Source organism: Nitrospira sp. Nam74, assembly GCF_965152615.1.
On record NZ_OZ224220.1, the window covers coordinates 5,067,602 to 5,085,431 of the forward strand.

Annotated in this window: 15 protein-coding genes; 10 read left to right on the forward strand and 5 right to left on the reverse strand. The window is 56.6% G+C overall.

All coding sequences use genetic code 11. The annotated features are described in order from the left end of the window. Window positions 1-141: 141 nt before the first annotated feature. From ACWHYZ_RS23915 to ACWHYZ_RS23945, 7 genes are all read left to right on the forward strand, one after another. On the forward strand, window positions 142-1,050 hold the full coding sequence (locus tag ACWHYZ_RS23915; RefSeq protein WP_447985172.1) for a hypothetical protein: 909 nt from the start codon (window positions 142-144) through the stop codon (window positions 1,048-1,050). A 168-nt stretch (window positions 1,051-1,218) separates the two neighbouring features. Continuing rightward, window positions 1,219-1,632, forward strand: a complete 414-nt coding sequence (locus ACWHYZ_RS23920) for a response regulator (protein WP_447985173.1) — start codon at window positions 1,219-1,221, stop codon at window positions 1,630-1,632. Window positions 1,633-1,732: 100 nt separating this feature from the next. Beyond that, window positions 1,733-2,950: a CsgG/HfaB family protein gene (locus tag ACWHYZ_RS23925; RefSeq protein ID WP_447987636.1), complete on the forward strand. Its 1,218-nt coding sequence runs from the start codon at window positions 1,733-1,735 to the stop codon at window positions 2,948-2,950. Between the two features lie 165 nt (window positions 2,951-3,115). Beyond that, the gene (locus tag ACWHYZ_RS23930) at window positions 3,116-4,216 is read left to right on the forward strand and encodes a pyridoxal phosphate-dependent aminotransferase (protein ID WP_447987637.1); all 1,101 of its coding nucleotides are present in this window, start codon (window positions 3,116-3,118) and stop codon (window positions 4,214-4,216) included. 261 nt (window positions 4,217-4,477) lie between these two features. After that, window positions 4,478-4,600 (forward strand): hypothetical protein, encoded by a 123-nt coding sequence (locus tag ACWHYZ_RS23935; protein ID WP_447985174.1) that lies wholly within the window; start codon window positions 4,478-4,480, stop codon window positions 4,598-4,600. Window positions 4,601-4,761: 161 nt separating this feature from the next. Continuing rightward, complete coding sequence (locus tag ACWHYZ_RS23940; protein ID WP_447985175.1) at window positions 4,762-5,418, forward strand: cyclase family protein; 657 nt, start codon at window positions 4,762-4,764, stop codon at window positions 5,416-5,418. Further along, window positions 5,415-6,773, forward strand: a complete 1,359-nt coding sequence (locus ACWHYZ_RS23945) for a glucose-6-phosphate dehydrogenase (protein ID WP_447985176.1) — start codon at window positions 5,415-5,417, stop codon at window positions 6,771-6,773. The genes ACWHYZ_RS23940 and ACWHYZ_RS23945 overlap by 4 nt, the downstream gene beginning before the upstream one ends. Before the next feature lie 531 nt (window positions 6,774-7,304). On the opposite strand, the gene ACWHYZ_RS23950 is transcribed toward ACWHYZ_RS23945, so the two are convergent. Together ACWHYZ_RS23950 and ACWHYZ_RS23955 are read right to left on the reverse strand one after the other, a co-directional pair. Then, window positions 7,305-9,623 (reverse strand): 6-phosphofructokinase, encoded by a 2,319-nt coding sequence (locus ACWHYZ_RS23950; protein WP_447985177.1) that lies wholly within the window; start codon window positions 9,621-9,623, stop codon window positions 7,305-7,307. Window positions 9,624-9,694: 71 nt separating this feature from the next. Continuing rightward, the gene (locus ACWHYZ_RS23955; protein WP_447985178.1) at window positions 9,695-9,880 is read right to left on the reverse strand and encodes a hypothetical protein; all 186 of its coding nucleotides are present in this window, start codon (window positions 9,878-9,880) and stop codon (window positions 9,695-9,697) included. A gap of 221 nt (window positions 9,881-10,101) precedes the next feature. Between ACWHYZ_RS23955 and ACWHYZ_RS23960 the strand changes: the two genes are divergently transcribed. Both ACWHYZ_RS23960 and ACWHYZ_RS23965 read left to right on the forward strand, forming a co-directional pair. Continuing rightward, the gene (locus ACWHYZ_RS23960; RefSeq protein ID WP_447985179.1) at window positions 10,102-11,394 is read left to right on the forward strand and encodes an NAD(P)/FAD-dependent oxidoreductase; all 1,293 of its coding nucleotides are present in this window, start codon (window positions 10,102-10,104) and stop codon (window positions 11,392-11,394) included. A gap of 12 nt (window positions 11,395-11,406) precedes the next feature. Beyond that, entirely contained in the window at window positions 11,407-11,880 is a 474-nt protein-coding gene (locus ACWHYZ_RS23965; RefSeq protein ID WP_447985180.1) for an MEKHLA domain-containing protein, read from the forward strand. A 63-nt stretch (window positions 11,881-11,943) separates the two neighbouring features. On the opposite strand, the gene ACWHYZ_RS23970 is transcribed toward ACWHYZ_RS23965, so the two are convergent. Then, window positions 11,944-12,255, reverse strand: coding sequence for a transcriptional regulator (locus ACWHYZ_RS23970; RefSeq protein WP_447985181.1), 312 nt, complete (start codon window positions 12,253-12,255; stop codon window positions 11,944-11,946). A gap of 87 nt (window positions 12,256-12,342) precedes the next feature. On the opposite strand from ACWHYZ_RS23970, the gene ACWHYZ_RS23975 reads away from it, so the two are divergent. Further along, window positions 12,343-13,188, forward strand: a complete 846-nt coding sequence (locus ACWHYZ_RS23975) for a mechanosensitive ion channel family protein (RefSeq protein ID WP_447985182.1) — start codon at window positions 12,343-12,345, stop codon at window positions 13,186-13,188. Window positions 13,189-13,267: 79 nt separating this feature from the next. Here ACWHYZ_RS23975 and ACWHYZ_RS23980 read toward each other — a convergent pair whose 3' ends face one another. Together ACWHYZ_RS23980 and ACWHYZ_RS23985 are read right to left on the reverse strand one after the other, a co-directional pair. After that, complete coding sequence (locus tag ACWHYZ_RS23980; protein ID WP_447985183.1) at window positions 13,268-14,788, reverse strand: DUF4403 family protein; 1,521 nt, start codon at window positions 14,786-14,788, stop codon at window positions 13,268-13,270. Between the two features lie 1,472 nt (window positions 14,789-16,260). Then, on the reverse strand, window positions 16,261-17,742 hold the full coding sequence (locus tag ACWHYZ_RS23985; RefSeq protein WP_447985184.1) for a proteasome accessory factor PafA2 family protein: 1,482 nt from the start codon (window positions 17,740-17,742) through the stop codon (window positions 16,261-16,263). Between the last annotated feature and the right edge of the window lie 88 nt (window positions 17,743-17,830).

A 17,830-nucleotide genomic window follows, 5' to 3' on the forward strand; every position in this document is an offset into this window, starting at 1 on the left:
CATGAGCAAGCCGACCACGCTTCAGGGCCCCGAGATCATGTCTCTTTTCCCCCAGAACAGTTGCGGTTGCACGCTAGAGCGTGATGGATGGCTGGCTTTATGTTACTCTTTTCATCAATAGCCGTTCATGAGGTGGCCGCCATGCCTGCAGGCGAAGTGTTTGTGCCGGCGCGCATCACCAAAGTCGAGACCGTTGATCCAGGCGAGATTCGTCTCATCGAATTGACGCTGCCGGAAACTTATGAGATGGCCGGGGCGCGTTACCCTCTTCACGATGGAATGCGGCCCGGCAATGCCTTTTTGGCCAGGCCTCTGGGGGCGAGAACGGCCAAGCCCCGGCGCCGTATGTATACCCGTTCCAATGCGTCACTGACTGCTCCTCACGTGTTGCAAACGATTATCAATCACACCCATGAGGCCAGAGCCGATACGTCCATCTGGTGGCAAACCGAAGAAGTAGAACGTCTGCATCGCGAAGGGGGCACGATCGATGTTCGTCTCAATATTAACCCAGATGCACACCGTCTCGACGTGTTCGAGAATACCCTACAGACCGATGTGAAAAACCTAAGGCTGGAGCCGGATGACCAGTGGCCGACAATGCGGTATGTGGCGGTCGCCCTCGGTACGGGGATTACGCCGTTTTTGGCGTATCTCGACTATATGCAGGCGTTACGATTCGGCCGTCACGACCATTCGCCGGGTTGCCGATTCACCTTGGTCGCGAGCGTGCGCCATTACGGGCAACTGATGGAGCACGAGCGCTTGCTGGACTTGGAACGCCGATTTCCGGACAACTTTCGGTACTACCCGGTCTTGACACGTGCATGGCCTCCTGATTGGACCTATGGGACGGGCAGAATTGTCCGCGCGAGTGAGACATGCGAAGGCAGCCGGCAGATCGATATGGGGCCTTTAGTCAAAGTCGTTCCCGACCTTGCCGAGTGCCATCTTCGCATGTGTGGAAACGCACTCTGTCGGGATGAAATCGTCCTCGGCTTGCAGCAGCACGGTACCGGACCCTTAAGTTTTCGATCGGAGGTCTGGTAGTCGCTTCCTTCTCAACATACCTGTCGCTTTCACTGTCATCGATCTGCTCACATCCCGCTCACACCATCTTTCGCAATGTCCGCGGGCCTCATTCCCCAAGAGCAAATTCTGTTATTACCAGTTATAATGCCCTTAGCTTGCGAAGAAGGCCTTAGAAGCAGAACTGAGATGCCTCATCCAAAGCAGGATAGCCAGCGAGCCCCGTCACAGCCACGAACGATTCTGATCGTCGATGATGAAGCGAAAATGCGGGCGGTCCTATCGCTTTGGCTGACGCGACACGGATTTTCCGTCCTTGAAGCGGGGTGTGGAGAGGATGCCTTACGGATTTGCAAAGAGTCTGAAGGGCCGATTCACCTCTTACTCGTCGATGTCGTGATGCCCGGAATGAGCGGTGTCGAGCTGGCCCCCCAGATTATGGCCTTGCGGCCTGGCATTAAAGTTATTCTCATGTCGGGATATCGAGACGATCGGGTGTTTTTGAACGCGGCGCTCAATCCCAATACGCCGTTTTTCCATAAACCGTTTACCTTTGAGGCGCTCATTCAAAAGATCCAGGAACTTTTGAACGCCTCTCGATAGTCACGCTCGCGTGGCTTTGGCCTCTCCTCCGCCTGGTTGCCTGCTCCACCTCACAATGCTACCCTTTCCGTCTGACCGCCATTGATGGTGTGTGTACCCTATGTTGAAACAAGCCTGTAGCCTCTTTCTCATGATGACCTTCTCGGGCTGTGCGGTGGCCTACACCTTCGTGAACTCTGAAGGAAAATTGGAGCGGCTGTCGCCGTCCATGTCCAAGGATCAAGTGGTCAACAAGATCGGGACCCCCGATCTCGTACTTCGCGATGACGGCCGCGTGTCGGTGTGGCAATACAATATGAACACAAGCCGGCAATGGCTCTATGAACTTGCGTTGTGTCCGGTCTCGGTATTCGTCGGGGGGTGCATGTTTTATCCGTTCACCAACTGGGTCGCGACCAATCATCGGGAACACCCCGTTCATCTCATTCTGATCAACAACCAACTGTGCGTGTGGGGGCCGCCCCTGGCGCTCTTGCAGAAGCGGAAGGGTTGCACGGGTGCGAGTATGATTACCGAGGTCGTGCCGAATGCCCAGAATCGGGAGATCTATCCCGCAACTGCAGGCTACGGTCCTATTAGCAGTCAGACCATCGAACAGTATCGAACCTTGGCGGTCATGACGTTTGCGGATGCGCCGAATGCGCCCGGGTCCGGAGCAAAAGTGTCGGCGATCGTGACGAACCTCTTGTTGGATCTCGACATGACCATTGTAGAACGGGCAAAGCTCGAACAGGTCTTTGACGAACAGGTTGTGCAGTTGAAACATTCCGAGGACGCGAACGCTTTGCGCATCGGGAAGATCGCCGGCGCGAAAGCCATTATCGTGGGTGAAGTCCAGCAATGGGAAAACACCGAGCCGGACAAGACGGCGAAGGTGGCGCTGACGCTGCGCATGATCGATGTTGAAACAGGCCAGCTACTCTTTGATGGGGAGGGCCATTCCAATGATCCTATCAGCGCGACGCCTGATAACCTGGCGCGGCTTATTGCCCATCGCATTATCACGAGATTCGGCATCAAGGCGGGTATCATCGGAACCGGACGCATCGGGGTAATGTGGGATTGGCGGGAATGGCCCCGCTCACATGTGTACCTCGTACAGGAAATCTCCAGTGGCTCGCCGGCCGAAAAAGCCGGCCTCAAGGTTGGTGATGCCGTCATAGCTTGCAACCATGTATCCTTCGCGCTCATCGAAACGGAGCGAGAAGCCAAACGAGCTTGCCAGATCGATGCCGGGCAACCTCTTCCATTGGAGGTCGTGCGCGGCGACCAGCGCCTTGATCTTCAGCCGATCGCGGAACGCCGCCCCGGCATTTAGCGGCGAGATGAGTTTGATCACGTATGCTTAAAATCAAACAGGATGTCGAGCTTGCGGCAGGTGCGTGGGTGCCATGCAAAGCGACGCAACACAACAGGAGAGGATGGCGTGCTGAGACAACCCAGTGATCGATCAACTGCTTTAGCTCAATCGGACATCCGAACAATGACTCTAGCGTGCGCGAAAGTCAAGGGGATCAATATGTCCCAAGGAGTGTGCGATACGGCTGTTCCAGAGATTGTGCTGGAGGCCGCAAAGGACGCGATGGACGTTGGTTGTAACATCTATACCCGGTTCGATGGCGTCCCCGAACTGCGCCGGGCCATTGCTTTCAAGTTGCGGGACTATAACCGGTTCGAGGTAGACCCGGAAACGGATATCACGGTGAGTGCCGGGGCTACGGGGGCCTTTCAGGCGGCCTGCTTTGCATTGCTGAATCCCGGCGACGAGGTCGTGCTATTCGAACCGTATTACGCCTATCATCTTCAAGCCATTATGGCCGTGGCCGCCGTGCCGCGGTACGTATCAATGCGGCCTCCTGACTGGAATGTCAATCCGATCGAGCTTGACCGAATGATCACCTCGAAGACCAAGGCCATTGTCGTGAATTCTCCCGGCAATCCCTCCGGAAAAGTATTTACCCGCGAGGAATTATTGATGATTGCAGATGCGGCGCGTCGGCACGACCTGTTCGTCTTCACCGACGAGATTTACGAGTATTTCGTCTATGACGGCCGTGAGCATGTGAGCTTCGCCTCATTGAACGGCATGGCGGATCGTACGATCACGATCGGAGGGTACTCGAAGACGTTCAGTATCACCGGCTGGCGGATCGGCTACAGTGTGGCGGCGCCACAATGGGCGAAGATCATCGGTGCCATGAATGATGTGATTTATGTGTGCGCGCCCGCGCCGCTCCAATACGGTGTCGCAGCCGGGATTCAGCAACTTCCGCAGTCGTTCTATGCCGGCGTGAGCACGGAACACCAACGGAAGCGCGACCGGTTTTGCCGCGCGCTTGCCAAAGTGGGGCTCACACCATCGGTTCCCCAAGGGGCCTATTACGTGCTGGCCGACGTCTCCCGCTTGCCTGGTGTAACCGCGAAGGAACGAGCCATGTATCTCCTGGAGAAAACCGGGGTTGCAGGGGTGCCTGGGACGGCCTTCTTTGCGGGATCGAACGGGGAACGGTTTATGCGGTTTTGTTTTGCAAAGACTGACGATGAATTGGAAGAGGCGAGCCGGCGAATCGAGCGCTTGGAATAGTATCGTAGTGCGGCCGGCACGTTGTCCTGCCGTAGGACTCTTCGCGCCTCGTCGTACGCCGTGATACCACCATGCTGCCGTGGCGCCAGCCCCGCCATGACCTTTCATCCTATATTCAACCCCCTCAAACAGAGCTATCCTAGTCTCAGCGACTCAGCGCCTTACCGGTCCTTTGTTTTCTCGTAAATTTCTGAAGTAGTCTGATGCGTCATATCTGTCGGGATTCCGCACGGACCGAATTATGCGGGTGCGGGGAGGCGTATGGACCCACTTATTCTGCTCGGAGTGTTGGCCATTGTCATCGGAATTGTCGGTGTGGTCGTGTTGATCAAGGGACGGAAACGGAAGCCGGCTCGTGAACTGAAGTCTCCCCCAGAACCCTAGACGACACGCCACCTAAAAGACGAGGGCCAAAGCCAATTCGGCCCCATGCGGCTCGTGGGACTCGACATCAACCCCTTAGGGACGCCTGCTGAATGGGTGAACCTCCCAGGACCAAGGGATGTCGCATACCTCAACGAATGGGAAGGCAAAGGAGCGGCGACATGATGGGATCAGAGTGGACCGATATCACGGTGACGATTCGAAACGGCATGCCGTATTGGCCCGACAATCCGCCGCCACAAATCGAGCGCGTGATGGAGATGATGCGGGGAGACGAGGCCACCGTGTCGGCGTTGGTGGTCGGCTCGCATACGGGTACGCACATGGATGCCCCGCTCCATTTCATTCAAGGAGGGAAAGGATTAGAGGAGATGCCGTTGAGCGCGACCATCGGCGAGGCCCTGGTCATTGAAATCGGAGACCGCGAGATGATTACGGTGAAGGAGCTGGGTAAGTATCGCATCGCTTCGGGCGACCGAGTGCTGTTCAAGACACGCAATTCGGCACACGGATGGCCGGATCGGGACTTCATCAAGCAGTTCGTGTATCTCTCGACCGATGCCGCGCGCTGGCTCATGACCCGGGGCGTGCAAACGATCGGCGTGGATTATTTGTCGATCGGAGGGTACCAGAAAAACGGACCCGAAGTGCATCGCGTCCTGCTCGAAGCCGGGGTCTGGATTATCGAAGGCCTGGACCTGTCGCGTATGCAGGCCGGGGCCTATGACTTGATCTGCCTGCCTCTTAAATTTCATCGGAGCGATGGCGCACCTGCTCGCGCGGTGGTCCGCGCTCGATCTGGCAATAGGCGGGCATGATCCGTCGACTCGTCATCTTCGGGGCATCGGGCGATCTCACAGGCCGCTATCTCATGCCGGCCATTGCTTCTCTTCACCAATGCGGACGGCTGCCCCCCGGGTTTCGAGTGTTGGGGGTGGCCCGCGAAGACTGGGACACGGAGGGCTTTCGCCGGCATATCGGTGAGCGACTGGATCGTCATGCTGCTTGTCTGGATCCAGGCCTGCGTGAGGCAGTTCTCAAGATGCTCGAGTACCGGCGAGCCGATGTCGCTGATCCCAAGCAAGCGGCCCAGGCCTTGTATGGAATGAATGAACCTATCGTGATCTATCTGGCCCTGCCGCCGTCGCTGTACGAGCCTGTTATCAACGCGCTCGCGACGGTCGCCCTGGTCAGAGACGCCCGCCTCGTCATCGAAAAGCCGTTCGGCTTGGATCTGGCTTCTGCGCAGGCGCTTAATCGACTCCTGCACGACACGTTTCCCGAGCGACAGGTCTACCGGATCGATCATTTTCTCCACCAGCAGACCGTGCAAAACCTGCTGGGACTGCGCTTCGCAAACCGCATTTTCGAGCCGCTCTGGAGTTTACAACATGTTCAGCGTATCGACATCATCTGGGATGAAACCTTGGCGCTGGAAGGCCGGGCCGGGTACTACGACACAGCGGGAGCGCTCCGAGACATGGTTCAGAACCATCTCCTCCAACTTTTGACGTTGGTTGCAATGGAGCCTCCTCAGACGTTGAACGAACGAGATTTTCGTGACCGGAAGGTCGATGTGCTCCGGGCGGTGCGCCGCTTGTCATCAGAAGAGGTCCGTCAATACACCAAACGAGGACGTTACAGAGCGGGACGTATCGGCGACCGTTTGATTCCGAATTATACAGACGAACCCGGTGTCGATAGCCGCCGGCGCACCGAGACGTTTGCTGAAGTGACCCTATTCATCGACAATTGGAGATGGGCCGGCGTGCCGTTCATGTTACGAACGGGGAAGGCCCTGTCCGCAGACCGGCATGACATTTCCATCGCCTTCAAATCCGTTCCTCATTTGGCCTTTGGTCAACGGGCACAGCCCGTGCCCAACGTGTTGCGTCTGGATATTGATCCGGACCATATCGCGCTGTCGATCAATATCAATGGACCCGGTGATCCGTTCGACCTTGAACAATCCGAATTGAAACTGGCGCTGGCGGCCCGCGACATCCCGCCCTATGGGCATGTCGTCATCGACATTTTGGAGGGCAATCCTATGCTCTCGATCCGCGATGATGAAGCCGAGGAGGCCTGGCGGATCGTGGAGCCGATTCTGGCCGCATGGACTGAGCCCGACTTTCCGTTATTGGAGTATGCGGCCGGATTCTCGGCTCCGTAAACTAGAAAGGCGGCCACTCTCTGACCGAATCGGATCCTGGCCGGGCTGCTTGAAATATTGGTACTGTTGACTGACCTTCTTGAGGGTTTCTATCGGACCGTCGAGTTTCCTCACTCCAGTCGGATTCATGGCTAACATGCCGTGGATCACACATACAATATGCTTTCTCATCCTCACCTCCTCTGCCGAGCTGAAGACACGCCGGCTTGATGATACATACACCTAGGGTGTCTAAGGGTATAAATGGCAATGCCTTGCCGTTATGGTCTGATGCCAGGCGGCGTGGGAACTGCCCCCGACTCAATCCAGTGAAGCTTGATGCACCTAAACAAGAGACTTCAGTACATCCCGCTTGAGCGGATCTACCTAAACATTATATGGAAGTATTCGCGGCAAGAAGTCTTCACCGGCGGGAATGGGTATATCGGTGGTCGATTGGTTCCTCAATGGCTTCGGCGCGGTGATATAGTGGGTGTTCGTTGGGTCGGGTTCGGAAACGAACTGTCCCAGCGATATGCGGTCACCGCAGCATTACGTAGACTCGTTCCCGTGCATGCGGCTGAAAATATTCCAGTTGAACGGCTTGGGGGCGATGGCATGAAGAGGGATCGGTTCAATCACTTGCTGCTCGCGATAGGCGAGCATGCACCCAACGATGGACTCCGGCTGCTCGACCAGACGACGGACGACCTCATACGCCAAATCCTGGGCGATGGCCTTGTCTTCGGGAGTGGGTCGAGCGCCGCGTAGGGTGTGGCCTAGTATCGTGGCCTTGGTTGATACGCTGAGCGGATAGCGTCCGGGGCCCGCCTGAAACTGCGGCCATTGTGCGACCGCGTGTGCCACATACTCGCCCAGACCATGGACCCCGCCCAAGGGATCGTGCCGATGAGGCGTCCGTTCGGCCACGACGAATAAGTGACTCTTATTGGAAATGCCGAGCGTTTGTTTCAACCTGCCGAGGATAATTTGCTCGACATACGCGTCGGGGTCTGGGTGTTCGTTGACCAGGATGCCTTCCGCCCGGGCTTGGTACGCGCAGGCGAGCGCCAGATGGCCGGATCCGGCTCCCATCACTTCGACGAAAAAGACGCTGCCCATCGCGGCACTGGTGGCCTTCAACGATTCGATGGATTGATTGGCGAGTGCGACGGCGGAATGAAAGCCGAGCGCGGTGGTTCCGGCGATGTTGTCGTCGATGGACCCTGGAATGCCGACCACTTGAACACCGAATGTTTCAAAGACGGCCCGCGCTCCTCGGAGACTCCCGTCGCCGCCCAAGACGACCAAGGCGCCGTTTTCTAAATAAGGTTGTAAATTGCGGATCGCAGCCTGCTGGATCCGCTCGTCTTTAAAATCCTCAAAGCGGCTACTGCCGATCGGGCTACTGGCCTGGCCGACCATGCCGCGTGTATCCCGCTCTTGGACCTCCTGAATCCAATTATTGGCCAACCCGAGGAACCCATGCCGGACGAAATGGGTCGACACGCCGAACCGGCTTCCGCTCACGTACAATTCCTTCAAGGCGGCCCCGGCCCCGGCAAAGTCTCCGCCGGAGACCAAGGCAACGATGCGCCGGATCTGTCTCGGCTTCAGCGAGACGTGGTTCTTTCGAGACTGCTCGGCCGAGATCCAGGCTTCGCGAGTGGTCCGTTCATGGGCCGACAAGCCGACGGCCGTCGAGTAGCCGGACAACTGGCCTTGCTCATACGTCAGTAACACTACATTATCCTGATCTTCCTTGTAGTCACTGAATTCCCTGAAGGCTTCATGGAAGGGGCGAGGGTCGAGATAGATCATTAATGCCCGCATCGTGGAGCTGTGTGTATACAAACAGGCCACATGGCCTTGATGCGACTGCGCGAGTTGATGAAGTCCGTCGATGACATCGATATAGAGGTCGAAAAAGGAGTGTCCGCCGGGATAGCTGTATAGCGGATGTTTCAGAAGCTGTTTTGCGGTCTTGACATCGACCCCGAAGGCGGTCGCCGCTTCCTGCGCTTCCACGGTTTTCTCCACACCGGTGACCCAGCCGAAATCGGACGATTCCAGCGCCGGTTCAAACACCGGTTCGAGAGCCGTTGCGCCGGCTCCGAGAGCCGTGCTGACCCGTTCGAAGAGCTCGCGCGTATTGGGGCTGCGGCTGATAAAGTGGAGAAAGGCGCGGGGATCAAGGTAATTATGGAGGTGAAGAAAATCGAGCTGCTGACCCACCACACCCACCATGCGGGCAAGTGCCGCTCCTACTGCATCGGCCTTCGTCCGGCCACGCTCGGGGTCAAGGGTATTGGCCAACCGGCAGCCGACACGATGGATTTTGCTCTCCACGTGCGAAACTCCATGACGCATGGTGAAGAGAAGCGTGCGGTTCGACATGTCTCGAGGCAACAGCCAGTAACGATCGTCGCCGAGGTCTAGAACGATCCGGCCTTCCGCCAGTTGCAGGGTTAATTGCGTGCGCGGCACAATAGCGACGGGCCGGCGTCGGGTCGGTTTGCGGACGGTTCCGATTGGAGCTTGAAATAGGGACGTGAGCGCGCCCTCTGAGAGCACTCGGTTCCAGGCGGCAAAGAACACCAGTGCATCGCCGCCACATGCGTCCTCCAGGATCCGGCGTCGAGCCGTTCGATAGTCAGCCGCGGAGGAGAATCCTGCTTGGGCGCGGGTGACCAACCGGTGAACGGCCTCGGTCGCTTCGCGAGCGCGGTGAATTCGATCGGAGCCGACAGGTAAGCCGGAGGGAAGCGCAATATGGTCGGCCGCGATGCGCGGCGTCCGCATAACGACCTCTCCATATCGCAGTAAGCCTTCGATCGTGACAAAGTCTAACGCTTCATGGTCGGAGGGCATGTCACCTCCATGGTGAACCGGATGTTGAGGAGAGACGACGGCTGGCTCCTGCGGAGCCGTCGCGGCCGGGCTTATTTTTCGGAGCGAGGCCCAGTGGACCTGTGAATGGAGGCCCAGGAGAAGAGCTTTCGAGACGGCTGGCTGTCAAGGTCGGAGAATTGAACCGGATTCTGAATCTCCCGGAGCACCAATACTTGGACAAGATCCCGAATCTCTCGAAGGAGCGCCAGCGTTTCGGTGTCTGTACGACGGCTCATTCCTCAACCTCCTCTGTAAGTGTGCACGATCCGCCTTTGTCAGACGTCAACGTACATCTGGCAAATGGCTGTTAGAATATCGCGTTTTTATACAAGAATCTATTTGGGCAAACTCCTTCAGGAGTAGTACGCAAGACTAAACTTGCTTCGCGGAGAGCTTGTCGTTTTGTCGGTGTTTTCTTGCAGCGCACGACAAAATGCACAGATTATAATGACCCGCTATGCCTGAGGAGGTCGATATCGCCATCATTGGAGGGGGTGCTGCCGGACTCACCGCCGCCATTTTTGCAGCTGCAGCGATCCCTGAACAGGCTGGCGCTGGACCCCCTCGTCTTGCTGTGCTCGATGGAGCGAAAAGCATTGGCGCAAAAATTCTGGTATCAGGCGGTGGTCGATGTAATGTGACTCATGCCGTGGTGCGACCTCAAGACTTCCACGGCTCCCAGCCCGTCATTCGTAATATCCTGGCGGCCTTTCCCGAGCAAATGACATGCCGTTGGTTTGCCTCACTGGGTGTCGAACTGAAACAGGAAGAAACGGGAAAGCTGTTCCCGACGACGGATAAGGCACGAACGGTGCTTAACGCGCTGCTCTGCCGCTGTCAGGAACTTGGTGTCACCCTACTGCCAAACCACCGGGTCACGGATATTAAGTTGACTCATGGCGAAAGTGTATCAACGACCCCTTGCTTTGTCATGGAGCACAGTCGGGGCAGATTGCTCGCTCATCGGGTCATCATGGCGACAGGTGGCCGATCATTACCGAAATCAGGGAGCGATGGAGGGGGATGGGACATCATTCGCCGGCTGGGACATACCGTCACGGAAACCTATCCGGCATTGGTACCCCTGATGCTTGACCCGTCCATGTTTCATGCGGAACTATCGGGACTTTCGCAAATCGTGGAACTGAAGACTGTCGTCGCGGGAAAGGCCACTGATCGCCGAACGGGTAGTCTTCTCTGGACGCACTTCGGCATGAGCGGGCCAGTGGTGATGGACAGCAGCCGATTCTGGACGATGGCTTCGGCGTCAGGGACGCCTGTCGAGATGATGTGCAACTTCTGTCCAGGAGAAGATTTTGCCCCGGTGGATGCGTGGCTTCTGAAGCGAGCGCGTGACAAACCGAGGCTGAGTATCGCCAAAACCCTGTCCCAACGATTTGCCGAGCGGTTTGCTTCTGCACTGTGTCGATGGGCCGGCATTGATCCCTTGACGCCTATTGCGCAATTGTCTCAAAGACAGCGGCGGGAACTCGTGCACGGGTTGACCGGGTTTCGGTTGCTGGTCCTGCGTGATCGAGGGTGGAATTATGCGGAAGTCACGGCGGGTGGTGTGCCGTTGTCTGAAATCGATTTCCGCTCCATGGCGTCCCGCAAGGTGCCGGGACTTTTTGTGATCGGAGAAATGCTGGACTGCGATGGACGAATCGGGGGATTTAACTTTCAATGGGCCTGGGCGACCGGGTATGCGGCCGGCCGTGCAGCAGGCGCCGCTGTAGGTAAGAAGGATTAATGGAGCATGAGGATGACGACGACTGCCTGGTGGGCAAGGCCGGAACGGCTCGAATGGGTGCAACTGCTCCTCATGAGCTTCCGGCATTGGACGGGACGAGAACTCATTGAACGCACCGGGTCGATAGATCAGCAAGCGAAAGATCTTTTTCATGTTCCGTTCGTTGTGGTCTCGCACGGCGGTCAGTCGGATCCTATCCTGAACTATGGCAATCGTGCCGCACTCGACCTTTGGGAGATGACGTGGGAGGAGTTCTGCCGTACGCCGTCCAGGCTGACGGCAGAGCCGGTCGATCAGGAGGAACGAGCGCGCATGCTCGCTGACGCGCAGGATCGTGGGTATATCGCGGACTATCGTGGCGTGCGGATATCAAAAACAAGGCGGAGATTCGTAGTGGAGCAGGCGCTTGTGTGGAACGTGATCAACATGGACGGGCAGACGCTCGGTCAGGCGGCCACATTCTCTCGATGGAATAGACTCGATTAATCCATGGAAGTCATGGGGTCTCGGCCGTCTCTCACATCATATGAAAGATGATCGAAGAAGCGACTAACCGGATCGACAAATGTCGATCATGAATCGAGGCGCAGAAATCGCTTCGTTCCGACAACGAGGGCAGCGGCTAGGCCGGGTCAGTCGCGTTCGTTCGCGAAATACATAATGGCAGCTTTGGCATATGGACGGCTCCAGTATAAAACGGCGCGTCTGATCATGAGCGAGCGTTCTCACGATATGGCGCAAATGCTCTTCGATCTGACGCTCCGGGAGGCCGAGCAGGACGGCCAGTTCATACGACGAGCGCGAGATACCGGCCAGCAGCTGCATCAGATACTGACGAGGCGTTTGATTGGGAGGCAACATTGGCACACTCGCTTGCCGGACTCTAGCCTATCAGATTTGTCATGCCTATGATCTGCCATTGATCACTTACGGAGGAGTCTCCGCAACATGAATTGGTTGCCCTTTTCGAACAGTGCGATTCTGCCCGATATCGTAAAATCTTTCATCTTGCTGGTGCTGGTCCTCACGGGGAGGCTAGCCCTCATGCGCGCGGTCACGCATAGCGCGTCACTCAGCGTCGAGACGAAGCGGCGCTGGGTTCTGATGATCCGTAATGGCGCGGCGGCGATATTTGTCATCGGCTTGGCTTTTATTTGGGCGCACGAACTCAGCACGTTCGCCGTCTCCTTGGTCGCGATCGCGGTCGCGCTTGTTTTGGCCACTAAAGAGCTGATCCTCTGTCTCAGTGGGACGGTGCTGCGGGCCGGCGCCAATGCTTATACGCTTGGAGATCGGATTGAGATCAGCGGGACGCGGGGCAACGTGATCGATCAAAATCTATTAGCGACCAGGGTGCTGGAAATCGGCCCCGGCCATAGCTCCTCGCAATACACCGGCCGGGCGGTGGTCTTCCCCAACAGCTTGCTGCTCAGTCATCCGGTGATCAATGAAACCTATATGGAAGAATACGTTGTCCAGGTGCTCACCATCCCGTTGACGATGGAGGATGACTGGCAAGCGGCGGAAAAGCTCTTGTTGGAGATTGCCATGAGCGAATGTGCCCCGTTCATGGAAGAGGCGCGTGTCCACATGAAACAATTGGAAGGTAAAGCTTGGCTTGATGCCCCTTCCGTTGAACCGCGCATTTCTCTTCATGTGCCGGAGCCCGGCCGCATTAATCTGCTCTTGCGCATTCCATCTCCTGCGCATCGCACGTCTCGACTTGAGCAGGCGATTCTGCGTCGCTTCTTGTCGGCGTTCGCAGGGAAGACGGTCAAAGAAAAGCCGATATGATGATGAAGATGGGAAGAGGGAGTGCGCGGCCGGCGCGCGTCATTCTCCACGCGCCGGCACATAACACTCGCCGATGCCCTTACATCGAGCTAGACCGATGGGAAATAATCGGCGGCTCAGTGGGTGTCTTTCCAGGGGCAGGAGCCGTCTCCATTGCCACCGGCGCCGACGCGCTGGCCGTTCCCTCAAACAGAATATCGGCCACGAGCGCCCCCGGCGTCGAATACGCACGCTGGGGTTGCTGCCTCGCCATACGGACATCCATCGTCAGGTCCCCGCTCTTATGCGTCCCTGTCATGGCGGTTTTCATCCGGGCGATCCTGTCGGTGAGATCCACCCGGGCGGCAGCCTGCAATTTTTCCCGCAATTGCTGATCGATGAGCTGCCAATATCCGACCTTAATATCATCCAACATTTTTTTTGACTCCGCGGCCATCTGAAGGTCGGGAATCGTCATCACGGTCCCCCCGCCTTCCAGTCTCGGTGTTCCCCAGTAATAGAGGGGACCCTTGATGTCTCCGACCGTCCGAATCGCGATCAGCACTCTGCCTGCCGAGTCCGAGGCGCTGACGTGATCGATCACCACGTTATCTTTCATCATGCCGCCGAAGGTCATTTGTTGGTGAAAGAGTTTCTCCTGGAGCACTTGGTCCAATACGGAATAGGGGACTGCAACGGACGCGAGCACCTTATACGGCTGCCCCTCCATGAGGGCCGTCCCGGAGGTCACTTTCATGGAGTTGCTGGAAGGCTTCCCGCAGGAATTCTCAAACATGGCCGTTGGCGTTTCTTTCACCATGATAGGAATGGTCGTCCTGTGGACATCGCCCTTTAACGTACCGACGGCCATTTCGACGGGCTTCCCATAGAGGCAGGCCTGCGTATTGATGTTGACGATGTTGACGGCGACCGGACTCTCTAAGCGCGTCCAGACTTGCTGCAACGGAATTCTGAATCCTCCCTCATCGACGGCATGCTTCACATCTTCGACCAGTGCGCCACGGTTGAAGAGCTCAGCCAGCTGGTCTTTGACCGGGATGTTGAACATATTGCACTTGCTTTCACTCTCGGGCTTCAGCTCTATCGTGGTCTGGGGATTCTTTAATCCAAGCACCAGAAACTCACCTTCTTGTCGCAAGTCGAGTTGACCGGTCGTCTCGAGGATTGGATAGATAGGGTCGAGACGGCAGCCGCGGCTCAGCGTCCTCGCCTCAATATCACCTGTGTACGTCGTATGAATCGTGACGAATCCGTCTTCAATGGACACCTGCGGCATTCCATCTCGCACAAAATCCCATCGGTAATCGTTTCTCAAGGGATGCCTGGCCTCACTGAAACGCTCAGGCATGGTGGTCTGTAACGTCTGCTCCAGAGGTGTCAGATCAACCACCAGTGTGACGGGGAGCGCCGAGTCGGGAAGTTGAGAGATGGGAGTTTGAATGGCGCCGGGCGCCGGGGCACTATACTGAGGCGGCGGGACTGGCTTGGCCGTATATTCGGGTATTGTATGGCTACAGGCCGCCGCTAGCAACAAGCACGGTAGTAACGCTATCCCATGTTTCAACCTATTCCTCGTTTCCTCTCGTGTGAATGCCATCATGGTTGCCTCCTGACTTATAGTGGTATCGGAGTCCCACGATTGCGGTAATGCAATGAGTACGCCACTCACCGGGCAGGTTTCTATTGTGAAAAGACGTTAGTTTTCATAAAGCTTCCCAGCCGGGAAGAGGGAAAGCGAGCAAGGAAAACTGGGACGATTTGTCCTTGGACTTAGACAGACTGGTAGCGACTACAATGTCGTGTGCTGGTTACCAGTCCTGTCTGTTCACTTTATTTAATCTTATTTGATCGTGGAGCGAGGGTTCTAAAAGAGAAGGCTTTAAGGCAAACCGGATGTTGTGACTATCTTGACCCCTTAATGTTCCGCTCTCGATTGAGCACCGGGTTCATTGGGGCCATTTCTCTTGGTCGCCGCAGTTCCCCTCCTCCCCTGAGGGGAAGGACCGCTTTGGCCTGTGGTGCCATGGGTGGCAGGAAGGGATTGCCCGACTTGTGCCTCAAGCAGGTTTAATTGCCTCGTCAGCTCGTCGATGGTGTTTGCGTGTGCAGCTATCTCTGTCTGGACAGAGGCAAGCTGAAAGGCCAGCTCAGTTATTTCCCGTTGCTGACTTTGGATGATGGAATGGGTGGAACTTAATTCATCCTCTAGACGTTGGTGACGCCGTCGGAGAGAGCGGACCGCAGATGTCAGAGGTCGCACCAACCGCTCCGTCTGGTTGCGCCAACCGGCCTGTGTCCCCCACGTCTGCCGCATTCTTTTTCCATAATGGAGGGCTTTCCCGGCGAACCTGTGTCGCATCGTGTCAAACCGTCGGCGCCGCGCTTGCCAACCCGCCATGATCGATTCTCGCATCGAAATGAACCAGACAGACACAGCGCGTGGTGCAGCGGGCTCAAGCTGGGAAAGGCCTTCCGCCGGGCGAGCTGGGGAAGCAGTTGATGGTTCAGTGTTTGATTGAGATATTGTCTTCGGGCTAGGTGATCCCTCTGTATTCTCGTGCCGCCCTGAGGATTCCGGTCTCTCATAGACTGATGGTGACGTGGGCCGCACCCGCGCTATTTGAGCCTGCAGAGTAGTCAGCACCCGAGTGAAGGCCTCTCTTGTGGCTCGGAGTGCTTGTTTCACACGCGCTAACCATGAACCCGGCCGGCCCGGTGGCCCTCCCGGCCTGTTCGAGAGCGGCAGGATTTTAATTATCTTTATTGGATCGATGTCTCGTCTCATTGTGAATGCCCCGAAAAAACGCTCCTAGGCGCAAGTCACAGGCCAGGCCGCGGTCTAATGACTCGCGTGCGGTGTTTTTAAGATCGATATGAAATCAAAGGCCTAGCGCCGCGTGAGTCCCTCGAGGCTTATAAGGCAAGACTCACCCCGAGACTCGATGCGGAACGTTTTGTTTAAATCAGAAGCGCTAGACAGCTTCAATGGCTGTATTGTGAATACGTTACGACAGGAGAATAATTGTCTGTCACGGAACAATCCGTCTTTCGGACGCTTCGGGTTCCGGTGCATTATTCCGCCGCATCGACATAGTGCTTCACTTCTCTCACGTACGTCTTAAATGGATCCGGCATGAGGAACGGCGAGCGGCCTCGTAACTGAAGAGCTGACCAGTTAATGACATAGGCGGGAAAGAAGCGTGCGGCGACGTCCTCCTCCTCGGTGACCTCTGCTGGCCCTCGAGTCAGCAAGTGGCGGACGACTTGTCCTCTACCGAACGCGCGGGTATTTCGAGGTGGATGCTGCTGAGCCAATTCGATTGCCGTGTCGGTCGTCACACGTGGGACGCGACCTTCCTCCACTAACCCCGCATAAAGGCCTTTGTTCGGATCCAAGTTGTGGTACTCCAAGTCCAGGCTTTTCAGGATAGGATCGCTCCAGTCCACCCGCTCGGCTTCTCGAAATGATTCCAGTAACCACAATTTCGACGCCCAATCGACGCGCCCGACGAGCGTGGTATAGTCCCCACGCAAATCGTTCAGCACAGATTCCCACTGCCCCAGCACCCAATCGGTTTCCTCATCCTGCCCGGCGCAATGCTTCTGGGCGGCCTTAAGATACTGCTCCTGTACATCGATTGCCGAGATTGTCTTGCCAGACTCCAGGCTCACCAGCCACGTGCGTTCCTGGTCGTGGGATATGTCCTGAAGCGCCTCGACCGGCTCTTGGATTTCCAACCCTGTAGGGTGATGGCCTTCCTCAATAAGCTGCAGCACCAGCGACGTCGTGCCGATCTTCAATGCCGTGGCGACTTCGGCCATATTAGAATCACCGAGCAACAAATGGATTCGGCGAAACTGGTTCGGGTCCGCCAAGGGCTCATCTCGTGTGTTGACGATAGCGCGATTCTGCTGGACCCACTCAAAGAAGTCATTCACGATATGATCGGCTCGCTGCGAAATTTGGAAGGGCAGTGCGTCCGGGTCGTTATGGAGCGCAGGCCGATGCACGATCAGTGGCCCCCGATGCACCCATCCATCGAGCGTACTGGCGCTGCCAATCCGTCCCGATCCGGTAAAGATCTGTCGAGTGACCAAGTGAGGAATCAGTTGGTTGAGGCCTCGTCGTGAAAAGGGAAACTGTCGCGACACAAGGTAATTTTCATGTGAACCGAATGTCGCGTCCGTCTCATGATCGATATTGTTTTTGATCAAAGACACGGTGTCGGTGAGCCCGAGGTCTTGGAGGGCCGTTTGCAGGATCCGGTCACCGGCCAGATCCGAGGCGATGAGATCGGCCAACGTCCCACACTCGGGGGAGGCGAATTCCAGATGTCCCATGTCCAAATAGATTCGACCGGCATTGGTCAGGAATCCACCGTTTCCCGGTGGTTCGTCGTGTCCTCGATGATGCAGATCCAGAACGCCGCGTTGTTGCACTTGGAAGATATAATCCCGAAGTCGATGCGCGACCCACGATGGCGAATGCTCGGGACGATCTTGATTGATCAGGAGGCCGTATTCGGTTTCTAAGCCAAAGATCTTATTCAACATAGTTTGTGATGCGGAAAAAGTCCTGATGACACCCGCCCTACCGTGGCGCGGCCGAGACGCGACCTCTAACTCGACCTTTGTTCTCAGG

Excerpts from the sequence above, each read along its gene's own strand:
- ACWHYZ_RS23960 (WP_447985179.1), top strand. The coding sequence starts at position 10,102 with ATGCCTGAGGAGGTCGATATCGCCATCATTGGAGGGGGTGCTGCCGGA.
- ACWHYZ_RS23915 (WP_447985172.1), top strand. The coding sequence starts at position 142 with ATGCCTGCAGGCGAAGTGTTTGTGCCGGCGCGCATCACCAAAGTCGAG.
- ACWHYZ_RS23985 (WP_447985184.1), bottom strand. The coding sequence starts at position 17,742 with ATGTTGAATAAGATCTTTGGCTTAGAAACCGAATACGGCCTCCTGATC.
- ACWHYZ_RS23925 (WP_447987636.1), top strand. The coding sequence starts at position 1,733 with ATGTTGAAACAAGCCTGTAGCCTCTTTCTCATGATGACCTTCTCGGGC.
- ACWHYZ_RS23930 (WP_447987637.1), top strand. The coding sequence starts at position 3,116 with ATGACTCTAGCGTGCGCGAAAGTCAAGGGGATCAATATGTCCCAAGGA.
- ACWHYZ_RS23970 (WP_447985181.1), bottom strand. The coding sequence starts at position 12,255 with ATGTTGCCTCCCAATCAAACGCCTCGTCAGTATCTGATGCAGCTGCTG.
- ACWHYZ_RS23975 (WP_447985182.1), top strand. The coding sequence starts at position 12,343 with ATGAATTGGTTGCCCTTTTCGAACAGTGCGATTCTGCCCGATATCGTA.
- ACWHYZ_RS23950 (WP_447985177.1), bottom strand. The coding sequence starts at position 9,623 with ATGCCCTCCGACCATGAAGCGTTAGACTTTGTCACGATCGAAGGCTTA.
- ACWHYZ_RS23945 (WP_447985176.1), top strand. The coding sequence starts at position 5,415 with ATGATCCGTCGACTCGTCATCTTCGGGGCATCGGGCGATCTCACAGGC.
- ACWHYZ_RS23935 (WP_447985174.1), top strand. The coding sequence starts at position 4,478 with ATGGACCCACTTATTCTGCTCGGAGTGTTGGCCATTGTCATCGGAATT.
- ACWHYZ_RS23965 (WP_447985180.1), top strand. The coding sequence starts at position 11,407 with ATGACGACGACTGCCTGGTGGGCAAGGCCGGAACGGCTCGAATGGGTG.
- ACWHYZ_RS23920 (WP_447985173.1), top strand. The coding sequence starts at position 1,219 with ATGCCTCATCCAAAGCAGGATAGCCAGCGAGCCCCGTCACAGCCACGA.
- ACWHYZ_RS23940 (WP_447985175.1), top strand. The coding sequence starts at position 4,762 with ATGATGGGATCAGAGTGGACCGATATCACGGTGACGATTCGAAACGGC.
- ACWHYZ_RS23955 (WP_447985178.1), bottom strand. The coding sequence starts at position 9,880 with ATGAGCCGTCGTACAGACACCGAAACGCTGGCGCTCCTTCGAGAGATT.
- ACWHYZ_RS23980 (WP_447985183.1), bottom strand. The coding sequence starts at position 14,788 with ATGATGGCATTCACACGAGAGGAAACGAGGAATAGGTTGAAACATGGG.